The sequence below is a fragment of the Candidatus Dependentiae bacterium genome (assembly GCA_016191325.1).
Taxonomy (GTDB): Bacteria; Babelota; Babeliae; order Babelales; family JACPOV01; genus JACPOV01.
On sequence record JACPOV010000008.1, the window covers coordinates 104,605 to 121,208 of the forward strand.

Here is a 16,604-nt window from a genome sequence, read left to right on the forward strand (position 1 = left end):
TAAGGTTTTTCTATGGCATTCGATTCCTGCATCTTTTGTAAAATTATTTCAAAAGAAATCCCATCCGAGTTTATTGCAGAAACTAAAGATTTGGTTGTATTGAAAGATCTTTATCCTAAAGCGCCAATTCACTATTTAATTATTCCAAAAAAACACATCTCAAATGTTCTTTCGCTGAACGATCAAGAGCTTGCTGGTAAAATGTTTGGTATGGTGCGTACGCTTTCTGAAAAGATTGGCAACACTTCATTTAAGCTAGCGATTAATAGTGGAAGATTCCAGCATGTTCCTCATCTGCATATGCATTTTCTAGCGGGCGATAGTATTGAATCAGTATAGTAGTGCCCAAGAGGGTGCTATGAATCGAAATAAAGTTTTCAAATTTCTCAGAATTTTTCCTATCTTTTTGGTTATCGCAACGTTATTACTATCTGCTTTGCTTTGCATAATGCTGTACCGGCATACAAATCGGCCGGAATATCCTGCTCGCAGAAAAGAAGAGCATGCTCTTTTTAACAATGTGCTTCTTAACATTTTTCAAGCAAAGCCAATTTCATTTGTTACAACAGATTCAATTAAAATTTCTGGGTTGCTGCTTACGCGACCGCAAGCAAAGAAAAATATTCTTGTTTGTCACGGATACCGTATGGCCAAAGAAAGAATGCATCGATTCGCTCTCATGTTTCCAAATGATAACATTCTCCTTTTTGATTATCGTGCTCATGGAGAAAGTAAAGGGGAGCATTCGAGCATCGGTTACTATGAAAAAAATGATGTTATTGCAGCATTGCAGTTTCTAAAAAACAATGAGGAAACTGAGAATTTTCCTATTATTGGTATTGGTGTTTCCATGGGAGCGGTAACACTGCTTTGCGCTGCGGTTGAATCGAATTTGTGCGATGTAATTATTCTGGATGCACCTTTTGCGCGCTTGGATGAACAAGTACACCGTATGCTAACGCATCGTTATAAATTGCCACATTTTCCTTTTAGTATAGTTGGCAGAAAATTTTTAGAACGATTGCGCAATTTCAATTTAACTGAAGTTGATTCGATCGCTTCTGCTCGTCAACTTAAAATTCCGGTGCTCATGATTCATTCCGAAGATGATGAAACAGTGCCGATCGAAAATGCTCATAGAATTTATCAAGAAATCACCGCACCAAAAGAGTTGTGGGTTGTCTCTGGATCAGGCCATGCAAGAATCTTTACTGATAAGCCGCATGAATATCGGGAGCGAATAAATATATTTCTTAATTCAATTGTTATCGGTAGCTAATCTTTTTTCTTCTTGGTAAAGCCAGCGGGCTAAGTTATCCAAGTATACGGCTAATGTTGTTTTTTCATCAGCTCGTTCGCCCACGGTTTCAATAATGAATGATTTTGGCAGATGGGTTTGCAAAACTGCGTTTTGATATCCTATAAATGGTTGATTAGAAATTGCCAAGACTTTGCCAGGTGTTGGGTTTTCCTTTAACCATTGATTGATGGTATCGGCAGTTGTGGGGCGCACAATCGAGCCATCATTTTTTTGTTGCATTGGAGTTTCCACTATGGAAATTGTTGTTTTTTTTAATTGTCCGGATAATGCCACTTTTTCAAAAATAAGTCGCGCGGCTTGTGCTTCAGTTTTAATTTCAAGATCTTTTTCTACGACCGCGTTTTTTAATGGTAATTTGTTAAGAGCAGTAATAATCGCTGAACTGTTTTCAATATTGGGATCCAATGGACGAGCGCCAACTAAGACTATTATTTTTTCTGGTATAATATTTTTTTGCGATAGCTCTAGCAGATACAATAATCGATCGGTCATTCGTTGAACGGTAGCTCCAAGCAAGAGGGCATACGCGTACTCTTTTTGTTCTGGCGCGTGTTGATGAATAAGTCCAATTTTTTCTATAATACTTCTAATTTTTTCCGGATGCGCATCTTTATAAATATCCACGATTTCCCAGCGCTCTTTGCCAGCAGGTCGTAAGAATTTTTTCTGCGTAGCAGCAACAATGCCTTCTAAATTTCCAGTGTGCTCGACGTGCAATTCATTTAATAATTCTAATAACACCGGCGAAACTTGTCGATTTTCATTAACGAGTGGTTGATGTATTGGCGATATATCCTCTGTTGCTTCAGAATAATGATCTGTAGTGATCGAGCACGAGCTTAATGAGGTGAGAAGAGAAACTGCTAATAATATCTTTGGTGAAAACTGGAGGTTCATGAAAATACTTCTCTTTAAATTGTACATGGAAAAGTTGGAATATTTTTCATCTTTTAAGAAAACTAAATTCGTACTATTGGAGTCTGTGTGACTATGCGGGTTCCAATTCTTGCGTAAGCGCAGGTTTATTTATTGGTACATTGCCATAAAGTTCATCGTGATAGAATATTGCAAGCCCCGTTAGTACACAAACCGCTGTGGCCCAGAATGTCCAAGGCGTTGGTTCGCTCAAGAACAGCCAACCGTAAAGCGCGGCAAAAAGAGGGGAAAGAAAACTTGCAAACGATAGAAATGTCGGGCTATACGTTTTTAAGAGGGTCACGTACAAATTGTGGCAAAGCAGATTACTAACGATAATAACTACCGCTAGAATCAGTAGAAATGTACCAACATGGCCTACTTCAATTGCCGCTTCGCCCGATTCAAAAAGCCAGGAAGTAATAAGCGCAAGTAAACCACCGCAGAACATACTCATACTATTAATCGTCGTCGCTTCATAGTTATGAAATTTAACGAGGCGATGAATCATAATCCATCCGTAGCTCAAACAGGCGACGGAGCATAAGATTGCAATTTCTGGTAATGAGAGAAATGCTGTTTGCCCATGTTCAGATTTGATTGCCGGTAACACAGTTGGTAAAAAACCGATAAAGCCAATTATCAACCCGATGATTTTTTTGATCGTTACTTTTTCTGAATACAGAAAGTATGAAAAAATATAGGTCATGAAGGGGGATAAATTATAAAGAAGGCACGCTTTTGAAGCGGTCATTTCGCTTCGCAACGCCCAAAAGCGAAGACTATATGGAATATACGTCGTGAATAAAATAATTTGAACATAATACCACGTGTGTTTTCTATCGAAGCGCCAATTTGATCCATGCTGCATAAACTCGTAAGCCATCAGAAAACTTCCTGCTAAAAACATGCGAATCCCAACCAAGAAAATCGGTTGTGAATAGCAAGCAAGTACTTTTCCTAACGAGAAGGTTCCTGCAAAAAGGGCGTACATCAGAACAATTAAAAGCATGGTTTATCTATCAGTTAAGATTAAGATTTAGTAATCGGCGTTCGTACTTCAATTGCGCCGCCGGCATTTGCCTTGCATGCAGCTTTAATAAGATGGCGCACGTCAGGGTAAATAACTCCCTTATCACTCCAAAGAACAAATTCATTATCTGCAATTTCACTCAAAACGAGTGTTAATTTTTCAGCAAGTTCTGGAGTAATAAAGCATTTTGTTTTGCTGCGCGTTTCTTTGATAAGAGAATAAAGCTCTTGGAGTAGTTCAGGATGTTTAGTTTGCAGTTTTTCCAAAATGGAGCATACGATATCAAAACGTACAAGATCGATTCGCTTTCCATTTTGAAGCTTGGTAGCTGCGCAGTAGATTTGCTGAGAAGCAAAAATGAGCGAAAGAATTAAAAGTTTTTTCATGATCGTCCTTTAGTTGTTTTCAATCAGAGCGAGTTCTCGGTTTAGTTGCGAAAGGTCGACAATTGCATAGTGTTGCAATCCAAAAGGGATGTAACAGGCTAAGAAGATATCGCGCACCTGGGCAGGAGCTATGCCATTAAGTGTCCATAGGTCGCGCTTAAAGCCTTCTTCAATAAGTGTAGCCCAAATATCGTGAGGAAGGAAGATTGGATCTGGCAAGATCGTAACGTCTTGTTGGTCTTTTACAAGCGAATCAACGCATAAACGATAAATATGAAAAAGAGGCTTCAATAAATCTTGGTGTGTTGCCTCTTTGACAGCTTCTACGACGCGGTTAATGGTGACTTGTGGTACGTCAGAAATTCTTTGAATACACGTTTGATTGATACCAATAAGTACGTTTAATACTTTTTCTTGATCTGTCGATATCTTAATTTCATTATCTTGGTTTTCTTGCGTAAAGCAATAATGAGGCAAAATTGACAGTGCCAATAATGCGGTTAATAAAAATTTGTTATTCATATTTTTCCTTATTTATTATCACATGGCAGACGCAATCATTTATTGTGCCATCTTCATTAACAAGCCCTAATTTTTGAAAATAAGAACGCATAAGGGGGATCTCGTTAGCCATAGTAAAATTGTATATTGTTGAACTATGATCTGTTGATTTAACTTCTAGCCAAATTGTACCGCCGTAGTCTTCTCTAGCGCAGACATTTTTTTTTAAACCTTGGTTATTACAACCGATATCTTCAGCCATACTGCGTGTCATCATCGAGCAGCTGATCGACAATACAGAAAAAAATAGTAATGATTTCATAAATCCCCCATAACCCATTATGTAATAACGATTCTACTATACTATCAAATTTAGTGGCTTTTGCCAAAAAAGGAGAGTAGCGCTTTTGCCCATATATGTTAGATTTCAGGGGTACTTTTTATATTGGAAGAGGACATTGCATGAATATTGGCCTTGTTATAATTACTATTTGTCTATCTATTTTTTCAACAGGTGTAATGAGTTACATAGCACTTGCTACTCCCATTGGCCCGTGGATTGCGCCGACCCTGGTACTTATAGGTACTTTTTTAGTTCATTTGATCGGTTTGCGCGGCAAGCAGTATTCAGATGGATTGGCATTGGTAACCGCCGGCGGATCTATTGGTGGTATTTTAGCAACCGCGCTTTCGTTTTCGTTTCCAACTCTCTACTTTCTTGATCAATCTTTTTTTGGTGGTTGGATGGCTAGCCCCTTTTATTTTGTCGCGCTTGTCGCGGGGCTTTCATTAGCCGGGGGAAGTTTTGGCCTATTGATTGCCGACTTACTCGAACACAATCTAATTGTTAAAGATGAGCTGCCGTTTCCGATTGGCCAGTTGGTATATAAAATGATTGCGGCACAAAATCAGGCGCGCAAAGCGCTTGAGCTTGCTATCGGCGCATGCTCGACCTTTATATTTACCGCGCTTCATGGCGGCACGTGGCTTTTTAGAGCGGTTTTGGCTTCGGGTGTCACGCTCACAAAACAATATGCGTTGGGGCCAGTGACGATTCCGCTTATTCAGTTACGTTTCGATGTACTGCCGATGCTTTTAGCTATCGGTTTTATTACGGGGCATGTAATTGCAATACCATTAATTGTTGGCGCAATTGCTCGTATTGGTTTAATGGAGCCAATTAACAATTTATTTTTCCCAACTATTTCTGGGCCCGATTTTTTACTTGCATTTGGCAGTGGATTAGTAGCGGTTGGCGCAGTACAAAGTTTTTTTGATTTGCCGAAAATGCTGCGAGGATGGTTTAGAAAATTAAGAGATGGGGGTCCGCGTAAATCGATGGACATGGAACTTTTTGCGCCATTGCAACAGCGTTCTCATATGATTCAAGCATTTCTTACCTTAATTTTAGTGATTGGTTATTTGAGTGCTGTACATTTTTCAGCGCTCTCACAATTGTATTTAATTATTCTCTCATTTGTTTGTGCATACCAAATCGTGGTGATCGCAGGAAAAATTGGTTTGGCGCAATTGGGCCGGTTTGCGACGTTTGTTATGGTGCCAGCATTATTTCTCTTTGGTGTGGATCCATTGCGCGTAACAGTAATAGCAACGTTTGTGGAACTTTGTGGCGGTGTTGCTACCGATGTTCTCTTTGGCAGAAAAATGGGGCAAATGGCTGGAATAAATCGTACCACTTTGCGTTGGTTTCAAATCCTTGGTCTTGTCGTGAGTTCAATTGCAGCTGGCGTTATTATGTGGCTCCTTGTGCATAAATTCGGATTAGGCGGAGAACCCTTGGTGGCACAACGAGGTCAAGCGCGCGCATTATTAATTAATGTTTCTCATTTTAATTGGCTTGTTTTAATTATCGGTGGGATTTTTGGATTGATTCTTAAAAAATGTAAATTGAATCCGATGCTGGTGCTGGGTGGTTTATTAATGCCATTTACCTATTCTATCGGATTGATTATTGGCGGATGTCTTTCGTTCATGGTAAAAGATCGCGAAGACTGGGAACCATTCTGGTCTGGTGTCTTTGCTGCGAATTCTATTACGGAACTTGCAAAAACATTAATGTAGATAATTTCAAATCTAAGACGCACGGTAGCTTTATTTTTTGCGGTCTATTCACGATATCGCGTATTTAATTTGATAATATACTTACAATAGCATTTAAATTTAAAACTATTGAATAAATCCCTTGCATTGTGAAACATTGAAGATGATTCAATGGTATGATGTGCGATAAAAAGGGGATTTGTTTATGAAAAAGCTATTGTTGATGAGTTATGGAGCATTGTCGCTGGCCGTGCTAATGCGTCAGGCGCCAGTCTGTGCTCAATTGGCAACCAAAAGTGATGATGCGTTAGCAATTGCTCTCAAGCGTGAAGCGTCTGAAAAGGAAGCGGAAAAAAAACGTTTGGCACTTGCTAAGCAAGAGCGCCAGCAGCAAATGATGATGCAGCAACAAGAAGAAGCAAAAAAAAGAGACCAGCAAAAACGAGAACTGGCGGAGCTTGAACGCCGAAAAGAAAAAATTAATAAATTAGCACAGCAAAAGATCTTAGAAGAAAAACGCCAACTTTTAGCAAAGCAAAAAGAAGATGAGAGGCGAATGCTAGCCGAAAGGCAACAGCAAGAGCGTCGAAAACAAGAAGATGCACGTGTGGCAGCTCAGCTTAATAGAGAGCGTGAACAGGCAGTGGCTCTCGCTATTAAAAAACAGCAGCAAGAGCGAGACGCAGAGCAACGAGCGTGTGCACAAAGAGAGCAACAAAAAAGAGACGCTCTTATCGCCCATCAAAAAGAAGAAATACGCCGCAAAGAAGAACAAGAGCAACGACTAGTACACCAAGAGCGTGAACAAGAACGAATTCGCATGCTTGCGCAAAAAAAATTGGAACAGAAAAAAGCTTTCCAAGAAAAGCAGGAACGGATTGCCAAAAAAGAGACAGAGCAAAAGATGCTTTTAGCGAGTCAGCAAGCTGAGCAGATGCAAAAGCAAATAGAAGCTGCCAGAAAAATTGAAGAAACAAAAATTTCAGAACGAAAAAAGCGTGATCAACAAATTATTTTAATGACTCAGAGAGAAATGGTGCGAGAAAAGCAAGAAGAAGAAAAACGAATTATCGCACTGAAGATGGAGCAAGAAAAAAAACTTATTGCGATGCAAGAGCAAAAAGAACGAGAAGAAAAATTGCGAGCTCAACGAGAAGCACAGATAGCAAGCAAAGCACAAAAAGAGGCCCTGCTTGCCCGAAACGAAGCAATCCAAAAAGAGAGGCAATTAGCACAACTTAAGCAAGAGAAAGAAAAAGCTATTACTTTAGCTCAAAAAGAAGCGGAGCGCTTACGAATCCAAGAAGAAAATAGAATAATTGCTCTCCGTAAAGAACATGAGAAAAAAATAGTTGCAATGCAACAACAAGAAGCGCGTGAAAAGCAAAAAGAAGCGGCAAAAATTGCTCAGCTTGAAAAAGATCGCCAAAAAGAAATGCTTATTGTGCAGCAGAAAGAGCTTCAGGAAAAAAAAGCTGAAGAAAAAAGATTGGCGCAGCTCAAATTCGATAGAGAAAAAGAATTAGTTGTTGCTCAAAAAGAAGCGGAGCGAATTCGTATAGAAGAGCAACAACGAGTGCTTGCTTTGCGTAAAGAGCACGAGAAAAAAATGCTTGCTTTGCAAGAACAAGAGTTGCGCGAACGGCAAAAAGAGGAAGCGAGGTGCGCACAAATAGAACGAGAACGCATTAAAACTTCGCTTCTTGCACAAAAACAAGATGAGCAATTGCGCAAAGCTGAAGAAAAACGTCTAGCTGAACTTGCCAAGAAAAAAGAGCAAGAAGTTTTGTTAGCGCAAAAAGAAGAGATGAGAGCAAAGCTTCAAGAAGAGAAACGATTGGCGCAGCTGCAAATAGAAAAAGAGCGCGCAGTTCTTTTAGCACATAAAGAAGCTGAGCGAATAAGGATCGAAGAAGAAAATCGCGTACTTGCCTTGCGCAAAGAACATGAAAAGCAGCTTGTAGTTATGCAACAAAAAGAATTACGAGAGCGAGAAAAAGAAATAGCTCGCTTGGCAAAATTAGAACAAGAACGTACGCATGCAATGATGCTTGCGCAAAAGCAAGTAGAACAAGAGCGCAGAATGGAAGAGAAGCGTTTAGCGGATCTTGCTCAAAAGCAGCAACAAGAGATTCTACTAGCACAAAAAGAAGAGATGCGTGCAAAACTGCAAGAAGAAAAGCGGTTGGCGCAACTGGAAGTAGAAAAAGAGCGTGCAGCTCTTTTAGCGCACAAAGAAGCGGAGCGGATAAGACTAGAGGAAGAGAATCGAGTGATTGCATTGCGCAAAGAGCATGAAAAACAATTGATAGCGATGCAGCAAAAAGAAATGCGAGAACGAGAGAAAGAAACTGCTCGTTTGGCAAAATTAGAGCAAGAGCGCGAGCGCGCAATGATGGTTGCAAAAAAGCAAGCAGAACAAGAATGCAAAATGGAAGAAAAACGCTTAGCTGATCTTGCAAAAAAACAGCAGCAAGAAATTCTGCTAGCACAAAAAGAAGAGATACGTGCAAGGCTTGAAGAAGAGAAACGAGTGGCAGAGTTAGCAATAGCAAAAGAGGCAGCGGCACTTTCAGCGCAAAAAGAAGCGGAGAGAATACGCACTGAAGAAGAAAACCGGGTGCTTACATTGCGCAAAGAGCATGAAAAGCAATTGATAGCGATGCAACAAAAAGAAGCACGGGAGCGCGAGAAGGAAATTGCTCGTTTGGCAAAATTAGAACAAGAGCGCGAGCGCGCAATGATGATTGCAAAAAAGCAAGCGGATCAAGAACGCAAAGTAGAAGAAAAACGGTTAGCTGACCTTGCTAAAAAAAGACACGATGAGATTTTGTTAGCACAAAAAGAAGAGATGCGTGCAAGGCTACAAGAAGAGAAACGAATGGCGGAGTTAACGATAGCAAGAGAAGCGGCCGCACTTTTAGCGCAAAAAGAGGCTGAGCGAGTAAGAATAGAGGAAGAGAATCGAGTGATTGCATTGCGCAAAGAACATGAAAAGCAACTTATGGTTATGCAGCAGCAAGAAATGCGAGAGCGTGAAAAAGAAACTGCCCGCTTGGCTAAATTAGAACAAGAACGTGAGCGCGCGATGATGGTTGCGCAAAAGCAAGCGGATCAAGAACGCAGAATGGAAGAAAAGCGCTTAGCTGCTCTCGCCCAAAAAATGCACAATGAGACTTTGTTAGCGCAAAAAGAAGAGATGCGTGCAAAACTTCTGGAAGAGAAGCGGTTGGCGCAATTGGCAACGGCAAGAGAAGCAGCGGCACTTTTAGCGCAAAAAGAGGCTGAACGGGTAAGAATTGAAGAAGAGAATCGAGTGATTGCATTGCGCAAAGAGAATGAAAAGCAACTCATGGTTATGCAGCAGCAAGAAATGCGAGAGCGTGAAAAAGAAACTGCTCGGTTGGCAAAATTAGAACAAGAACGTGAGCGTGCAATGATGTTTGCAAAAAAGCACGCAGATCGAGAGCGCAAAATAGAAGAGAGGCGTTTGGCTGATCTTGCTAAAAAACAGCAGCAAGAGATTTTGTTAGCGCAAAAAAAAGAGATGCAAGCGAGACTTCAGGAAGAGAAACGATTGGCGCAATTAGCGATAGCAAAAGAAGAAGCGGCACTTTTAGCGCAAAAAGAGGCTGAACGAGTAAGAATTGAAGAAGAGAATCGCATGCTCGTAATGCGCAAAGAGTACGAAAAGCAATTGATAGCGATGCAACAAAAAGAAATGCGGGAGCGCGAAAAAGAAACAGCTCACTTAGCTAAATTAGAACAAGAGCGTGAGCGCGTGATGATGATTGCGCAAAAGCGGCTGGATCAAGAGCGCAAAATAGAAGAAAAACGTTTGGCCGATCTTGAAAAGAAAAAGCAGCAAGAGATTTTATTAGCACAAAAAGAAGAGATGCGGGCAAAACTCCAAGAAGAGAAACGATTGGCGCAGCTGGAAATCGAAAAACAGAAAGCTAACCTTTTAGCGCAAAAAGAGGCTGAGAGAATAAGAATCGAAGAAGAAAATCGTGTGATGGCGATGCGTAAAGAGCACGAAAAAAAGATGACGGATATGCAACTGCAAGCAATGCGCGATCGTCAGAATGAAGCTGCGCGTCTAGCGCAAGCAGAGAAAGAGCGCCAACGAGTGCTTGTTTTAAACCAAAAGCAGGCGGAGCGGGAAAGAAGAGCGGAAGAACAACGCATTGCGAATAATGAACAACGAAAACACAGAGAACTTTTACTCGCACAAAAAGAAGAGCTGAAAAGAAAAGTTGAGCAAGAGAAGCAGTTAGCAGCGCTCGCACGAGAAAAAGAAAAAGAGCAGATGGCAGCGCAACTTGAAGATGAAAAAAAACGCATACAAGAGGAACATAAACTTGCTGCATTGCGCAACGAGCAAGAGAAAATAGAACTTGCAACACGACAAGCAGCAGAGCGTGAGTTATTACAGGAAGAGAAAAGATTAGCGCTTCTGGAAAAAGCGAAAGAAAAAGCACTCATTGTGTTAGAAAAAGAAAGCCAAAAACAAGCGCGCTTAGAACAACAGCGATTGGCTCAAGCAGAAAAAGAACATCAGCATCAGATGATGATAACGCAAAAAGAGATTGAGCGAGAGAAGGCTCAAGAAGAAAAGCGATTGCTTGCACTTCGTAACGAGCATGAAAAGAAAATGCTCGTTATTCAGCAGCAAGAAATGCAAGAGCGACAAAAAGAAACAGCGCGCATAGCAAAACTAGAACAAGAACGCGCGCATGCAATGATGCTTGCGCAAAAACAAGCAGATCAAGAGCGCAAAATGGAAGAGAATCGTTTGGCCGATCTTGCAAAGAAAAAGCAGCAAGAAATTTTGTTAGCGCAAAAAGAAGAGATGCAAGCAAGGCTGAATGAGGAAAAAAGGCTGGCAAAATTAGAATATGAAAAAGAGCAGAGCAGAATGCTGGCAGAGTTTGAGGTGGAAAAAAAACGCATCCAAGAAGAACAAAGAATTGCGGCAATGCGCCACGATCAAGAAAAAATAGAGTTGGTTAAAAATAATGCGAGTCAACTCGATTCACTAAAAAAAGAACAACGGTTGGCTTTATTAGAAGAAGATAAAGCAAATGAACAAATAGTTGTTCAAAGTCAAATGAATCAATCTAGTGACAATCTTGCGCAAGTAGAAATGGATAAGACACGAGTATGCGAGCCTAAGGTTGAACTAACCACTCACGCTCGATCTACCAGTCGCGAACGCGCACAAGCAATGATACGTAAGCGCAAAGAGCAGCGAGCGCTTGCTACCGGTTTGCAAAAAAGGCAAGAAAGAAGATCATTAATTCGTTCCAGCCAAGTTGATCAAACAAGAAATCAAGAAGAAAAGCGAATGGTCGTGATGCGCAAACAGCAAGAGATGGAAGTGCGCGCTGAAAAACAACGATTGGCGCAGATGGAAAAAGAGCATCAGAATCAAATGAAGCTTGCTCAAAAAGCTTCTGAGCAGGAAAGAATGCGGCAGGAAAATCGCCTGCAAGCAATGCGCAAGCAACAAGAGATGGAAGCTCGCAATGAAACTCAACGGTTAGCGCAGATAGAAAAAGAACATCAGAATCAAATGAAACTTGCTCAAAGAGTTTCTGAGCGTGAAAAGATGCAAGAGGAAAATCGAATTGCGGCTTTGCGCAAACAAGAGAGAATGGAAGCTGAAAGACAAGAAAAACATTTAGCACAGCTTCGCAAAGAACATGAGCGGCAGTTAGCTCTTGTGCAAAAAGAAGTAGAAAACGCACGCCACGAAGAGCAAATGCGATTGGCGCAGTTAGAATTGAAAAATAAAAAAGAAGAAATGATCTTTTTGCAAAAAGAAAACGAAACGGCATCGTTAGTGCATAATAAAACGGCAATGAGCGGAAGTTCTCGAGAACGTGCGATGCAAATTGTGCAAGCAAGAAAAATGAAAAATAATAATACTGAAAATCCGTATTTAATGGCACGCCTGGCGCGTGATCAAGAAAAAGCAAAAGTTGCGGCAGAGCGACAAATGCAAAAAGATATGCAACGTGCCGAGCGCATTAAAGCGGAACAAGAATTAAGAATGGCAAGAGAGCAAAGGTTGGCAGAGCGAAGAGAGCAAGAGCGTTTATCCGCTGAACACAAAGCCCAAGTGATTCAAGCAAAAAAAGAAGCCCAACGAGCAGCTTTCCAAGAATATCAGGAACAAAAAATGGCAATGACTGCCAACAAAAAAGCATTCTATGGTCAACTTATCGACGATGCTCAAATGCACATCAAGAATGTTGCTGCTTCATCTGAAAAAAATCTTTCGCAAAACAATTCTTATGATATTCAACCTGCACAGATAGAATATCGCATAAAAAAACCTATTGCTGCAAAATTACCAATGTTACCCGCATCAGCGCAAGATCGCTTAGCCGCGCAAGCTGAAAAGCAGGCTATTCAAGATCCAGTAATGCAAGCGACTCAAGAGCCACGCTACATTCCTGCAAGAGAAGTTAATGAGCGGGTTGTGCCGGCTTCAGTTATTGAAAGATCTTATGATGACTCGAATAGTAATACTCAAGGTACCGATTTAATTATCTCTATGACAAAAAGTATCGAAAAGGTGCTGGAGTATGCAGAAAAAAATCAGAAACAAACGATCGATCTAATGAAGCAAGTTATTCAGGGGTACCAAAAATAACCGAGTACTTTCCAAAAGAATCGCACCAAAGAAAAAGGGGAGTAAAAAGCTCCCCTTTTTTATTACGTTGCTGCAAACAGCAAATATTTCTCAATAAATTCCATGATGTCGCCATCAAGTACTAAATCTGGTTGAGGTGATTCAAGATCGGTGCGATGATCTTTAACCATTTTATAGGGATGCAATACATACGATCTGATTTGCGATCCCCATTCAATTTTCTTTTTTTCTACCGATGCAGCTTTTGCTTCTTGTTCTTCTTTTTGTTTTTGCGCTAATTTTGCTTTAAGCATCTTCATTGCCGTATCCTTATTTTGGCCCTGAGAGCGCTGCGTCTGGCACGCAACGACGGTATTGGTTGGGATGTGGGTGATGCGTACCGCAGATTCTGTTTTATTGACGTGCTGGCCTCCTGCTCCTCCTGCGCGATACGTATCAATTCGCAAATCGCCTGCATCGATTTCAATCGCAACTTCAGGAACTTCGGGCGTTGCACTTACGCCGGCAAATGAAGTATGTCGGCGTTTATTTGCATCATAAGGAGATATGCGCACGAGGCGATGGATTCCTTGCTCCGCTTTAAAGAGTCCATATGCATGCTTTCCTTTAATAAACAATGTTGCAGATTTTATTCCTGCAGCTTCTCCCGGCTGCATATCAAGAACTTCTGCATCGAAACCTTCTCGCTCGCAAAACCTTAAATACATGCGCAAAAGCATATTTGCCCAATCTTGCGATTCGGTACCGCCTGCGCCCGCATTAATATTTAAGAAAGCATTAGATGAATCTTCAGGATTATTAAGAAGGAGATCTATTTTGAATTTACCAACCGATTTTACTAAGCCGCCAACATCTCGCGCTATATTTGCTAATTCAGATTCATCATTTGCAAAAAGTTCGATCATCTCCAAAAGGTCTTTATGGCTATTTATTATGGAATGATAGAGTTCTCGCTGCGTTTTGAGCCGTTGTAAGCTTTTTAAAATGGTGGCTTGATCTGGATTTTGCCAGAAATCTGTTTGCTCAGTTTGAGTGGTGAGTTTTTGAAACTCGTTCTCGATACTTGAGTTTTTCCAGTAGGTCTTAATTGTTTCAAGATCCGGTTCAATAGATTTTAGTTTCTCGCGTAGTTCATCAATGAGCATGGGCATCCTTATGTTATAACTAATATTATAGCAGAAAATTCTCTGAGCCCCCACAGGTTGGTCGACAGTTGTTTGTCGGTGCTATCTATTAATGATATAATTACCTATATAGGTAATTTTTCTCTATTAAGGGGTTCTGCTTTGGGATCAGAAAAAAAAACCGGGAAGCTTTTTATTGTTTCGGCACCATCGGGTGCGGGTAAAACGACACTTGTTAATGCGCTCATTAAGCAACTGCCGATGGAGCATTCTATTGCGCGGCTCATTACCTATACCAGTAAAAGCCCTCGCTTCAATGAAATGCCGGGGGTCGATTATCATTTTTTATCGAATCAAGAGTTTGAGCAGAAGATCGACGAACAGTTTTTCTTGGAGTGGAGCGGTGCTTATGGTGCCTATTATGGCACAGCGCGCCTACTGATTGATCACTTAGCCTCGGGGAGCTCGTTTATTGCGGTAGTTGATAGATCTGGGGCCCAGCGGCTGAAACAGGAGATCCCTGAAGCGATTCTTACATGGGTCCATACGGCAAATATGCAAGTCCTTGAAGAACGGCTTCGGCTACGAAGCACAGAAACTCAGGAAGAAATCGAGCTCCGTTTGGCGTTGGCTCAAAGAGAACTAGCACAAGAACAAGAAAATAGGCTCTATCAGCACCATATTCTTAACGATTTTTTTGAAAAAGCATTAAAAGAGTTAAAAAATATTATAATTTCACATCATCAATAATGAGCTCTGGGACGTCGTTTTGAAATTTATCGAATAAATATATAAAAAATTTATAAAAAGTTTCGGAAAAAGTGTTGACTTATGACGTAATACCGGTATAATTTCTCTTGTATTTGAAATAACAAGTAGCAAGCAACGACAACAAAACGTCGTAGCTAAAGCGAAAAAACAAAAAATCATAATTTCTTTGAAATTCACGAGAAACCCAAAAATTTGCTTACAAGTTTTTGCGACGCTCTTTTCATACACAATTTTTGTGATGGAGAGTTTGATCCTGGCTCAGAATAAACGCTGGCGGCGTGCCTAACACATGCAAGTCGAGCGAGAAAGCTCCTTCGGGAGTGAGTAAAGCGGCAAACGGGTGAGTAACGCGTGGGAATCTACCTTTCAGTGAGGAATACCCTCGAGAAATCGAGGTTAATACTGCATACGTCCCTACGGGGAGAAAGGCGGCCTCTTTGCTGTCGCTGAAAGATGAGCCTGCGTACTATTAGCTAGTTGGTAGGGTAATGGCCTACCAAGGCGATGATGGTTAGCCGGCCTGAGAGGGTGTACGGCCACACTGGAACTTAGACACGGTCCAGACTCCTACGGGAGGCAGCAGTGAGGAATCTTGCTCAATGGGCGAAAGCCTGAAGCAGCGACGCCGCGTGAAGGATGACGGTCTTCGGATTGTAAACTTCTGTTAAGTGGGAAGAAATCTCTATTTCTAATACAGATAGAGGATGACGGTACCATTAGAGAAAGCAATGGCTAATCTCGTGCCAGCAGCCGCGGTAATACGAGGGGTGCAAGCGTTATTCGGAATTATTGGGCGTAAAGGGTGCGTAGACGGCATGCTAAGTCAACTGTTAAATTCCTCGGCCTAACTGAGGATCTGCGGTAGAAACTGGCGCGCTTGAGGGTGAGAGAGAGAAGTGGAATTCTCGGAGTAGCGGTAAAATGCGTAGATCTCGAGAGGAACACCGATGGCGAAGGCAGCTTCTTGGCTCATACCTGACGTTGAGGCACGAAAGCGTGGGGAGCAAACAGGATTAGATACCCTGGTAGTCCACGCCGTAAACGATGATCACTGGACGTTAATGTTGCTTTGCAATATTAGTGTCGTAGCTAACGCGATAAGTGATCCGCCTGGGGATTACGGTCGCAAGACTAAAACTCAAAGGAATTGACGGGGGTCCGCACAAGCGGTGGAACATGTGGTTTAATTCGACACTACGCGAGGAACCTTACCTAGGCTTGACATGTTTTTGACAGTCGTAGAAATACGATCTTCTTGGCTTCGGTCAAGACAATTTCACAGGTGCTGCATGGCTGTCGTCAGCTCGTGTCGTGAGATGTTTGGTTAAGTCCTCTAACGAGCGCAACTCTTGCCGCCAGTTGCCACTTCGAAAGAAAGCACTCTGGTGGGACTGCCTGGGAAACCAGGAGGAAGGTGGGAATGACGTCAAGTCCTCATGGCCCTTATGTCTAGGGCGACACACGTGTTACAATGGCCAGTACAAAGGGCAGCGATACCGCAAGGTGGAGCAAATCCCATAAAACTGGTCTAAGTTCAGATTGAGGTCTGCAACTCGACCTCATGAAGTTGAAATCGCTAGTAATCGCGCATCAGAACGGCGCGGTGAATACGTTCTCGGGCCTTGTACACACCGCCCGTCACACCACGAAAGCTGTTTGTACCCAAAGCCATCTTAGCTAACCCGTAAGGGAGGCGGATGTTTAAGGTATGAGGAGTGATTGGGGTGAAGTCGTAACAAGGTAGCTGTAGGAGAACCTGCGGCTGGATCACCTCCTTTCGAGGGAGATTAAATACCTGTCGGTTTTGTTATGCAACTCCGACATTTTATAT

At 41.6% G+C, this 16,604-nt stretch carries 11 protein-coding genes and 1 rRNA gene; 6 read left to right on the plus strand and 6 right to left on the minus strand.

Going from position 1 to position 16,604, the window contains the following annotated elements; all coding sequences use genetic code 11:
• Positions 1-12 precede the first annotated feature (12 nt).
• Together HYX58_00715 and HYX58_00720 are read left to right on the plus strand one after the other, a co-directional pair.
• On the plus strand, positions 13-339 hold the full coding sequence (locus HYX58_00715; protein MBI2774515.1) for an HIT domain-containing protein: 327 nt from the start codon (positions 13-15) through the stop codon (positions 337-339).
• 19 nt (positions 340-358) lie between these two features.
• Positions 359-1,279, plus strand: a complete 921-nt coding sequence (locus HYX58_00720) for an alpha/beta hydrolase (protein ID MBI2774516.1) — start codon at positions 359-361, stop codon at positions 1,277-1,279.
• On the opposite strand, the gene HYX58_00725 is transcribed toward HYX58_00720, so the two are convergent.
• The 5 genes from HYX58_00725 to HYX58_00745 form a co-directional block, all read right to left on the minus strand.
• Positions 1,259-2,218: a hypothetical protein gene (locus HYX58_00725; GenBank protein ID MBI2774517.1), complete on the minus strand. Its 960-nt coding sequence runs from the start codon at positions 2,216-2,218 to the stop codon at positions 1,259-1,261. The genes HYX58_00720 and HYX58_00725 overlap by 21 nt on opposite strands.
• Positions 2,219-2,309: 91 nt before the next feature.
• The gene (locus HYX58_00730; protein MBI2774518.1) at positions 2,310-3,248 is read right to left on the minus strand and encodes a DMT family transporter; all 939 of its coding nucleotides are present in this window, start codon (positions 3,246-3,248) and stop codon (positions 2,310-2,312) included.
• A gap of 20 nt (positions 3,249-3,268) precedes the next feature.
• On the minus strand, positions 3,269-3,655 hold the full coding sequence (locus tag HYX58_00735) for a hypothetical protein (GenBank protein ID MBI2774519.1): 387 nt from the start codon (positions 3,653-3,655) through the stop codon (positions 3,269-3,271).
• A gap of 9 nt (positions 3,656-3,664) precedes the next feature.
• Positions 3,665-4,177: a hypothetical protein gene (locus HYX58_00740; protein ID MBI2774520.1), complete on the minus strand. Its 513-nt coding sequence runs from the start codon at positions 4,175-4,177 to the stop codon at positions 3,665-3,667.
• A complete protein-coding gene (locus HYX58_00745) occupies positions 4,170-4,478 on the minus strand; it encodes a hypothetical protein (protein MBI2774521.1) in 309 nt (102 codons plus the stop codon). Before HYX58_00745 ends, HYX58_00740 begins: the two co-directional genes overlap by 8 nt.
• Positions 4,479-4,618: 140 nt before the next feature.
• On the opposite strand from HYX58_00745, the gene HYX58_00750 reads away from it, so the two are divergent.
• Positions 4,619-6,238 (plus strand): OPT/YSL family transporter, encoded by a 1,620-nt coding sequence (locus tag HYX58_00750; GenBank protein ID MBI2774522.1) that lies wholly within the window; start codon positions 4,619-4,621, stop codon positions 6,236-6,238.
• 184 nt (positions 6,239-6,422) lie between these two features.
• Positions 6,423-12,878: a hypothetical protein gene (locus HYX58_00755; GenBank protein ID MBI2774523.1), complete on the plus strand. Its 6,456-nt coding sequence runs from the start codon at positions 6,423-6,425 to the stop codon at positions 12,876-12,878.
• A gap of 62 nt (positions 12,879-12,940) precedes the next feature.
• Here the strand turns inward: HYX58_00755 and prfB are convergent, their stop codons facing one another.
• A complete protein-coding gene (prfB, locus tag HYX58_00760; protein ID MBI2774524.1) occupies positions 12,941-14,023 on the minus strand; it encodes a peptide chain release factor 2 in 1,083 nt (360 codons plus the stop codon).
• 141 nt (positions 14,024-14,164) lie between these two features.
• Between prfB and gmk the strand changes: the two genes are divergently transcribed.
• Together gmk and HYX58_00770 are read left to right on the plus strand one after the other, a co-directional pair.
• On the plus strand, positions 14,165-14,752 hold the full coding sequence (gene gmk / locus HYX58_00765; GenBank protein ID MBI2774525.1) for a guanylate kinase: 588 nt from the start codon (positions 14,165-14,167) through the stop codon (positions 14,750-14,752).
• Between the two features lie 259 nt (positions 14,753-15,011).
• Positions 15,012-16,552: ribosomal RNA gene (locus tag HYX58_00770) — 16S ribosomal RNA — on the plus strand.
• Positions 16,553-16,604 lie beyond the last annotated feature (52 nt).

Excerpts from the sequence above, each read along its gene's own strand:
- HYX58_00715 (MBI2774515.1), top strand. The coding sequence starts at position 13 with ATGGCATTCGATTCCTGCATCTTTTGTAAAATTATTTCAAAAGAAATC.
- HYX58_00745 (MBI2774521.1), bottom strand. The coding sequence starts at position 4,478 with ATGAAATCATTACTATTTTTTTCTGTATTGTCGATCAGCTGCTCGATG.
- HYX58_00740 (MBI2774520.1), bottom strand. The coding sequence starts at position 4,177 with ATGAATAACAAATTTTTATTAACCGCATTATTGGCACTGTCAATTTTG.
- prfB (MBI2774524.1), bottom strand. The coding sequence starts at position 14,023 with ATGCTCATTGATGAACTACGCGAGAAACTAAAATCTATTGAACCGGAT.
- HYX58_00720 (MBI2774516.1), top strand. The coding sequence starts at position 359 with ATGAATCGAAATAAAGTTTTCAAATTTCTCAGAATTTTTCCTATCTTT.
- HYX58_00750 (MBI2774522.1), top strand. The coding sequence starts at position 4,619 with ATGAATATTGGCCTTGTTATAATTACTATTTGTCTATCTATTTTTTCA.
- HYX58_00735 (MBI2774519.1), bottom strand. The coding sequence starts at position 3,655 with ATGAAAAAACTTTTAATTCTTTCGCTCATTTTTGCTTCTCAGCAAATC.
- HYX58_00725 (MBI2774517.1), bottom strand. The coding sequence starts at position 2,218 with ATGAACCTCCAGTTTTCACCAAAGATATTATTAGCAGTTTCTCTTCTC.
- HYX58_00730 (MBI2774518.1), bottom strand. The coding sequence starts at position 3,248 with ATGCTTTTAATTGTTCTGATGTACGCCCTTTTTGCAGGAACCTTCTCG.
- HYX58_00755 (MBI2774523.1), top strand. The coding sequence starts at position 6,423 with ATGAAAAAGCTATTGTTGATGAGTTATGGAGCATTGTCGCTGGCCGTG.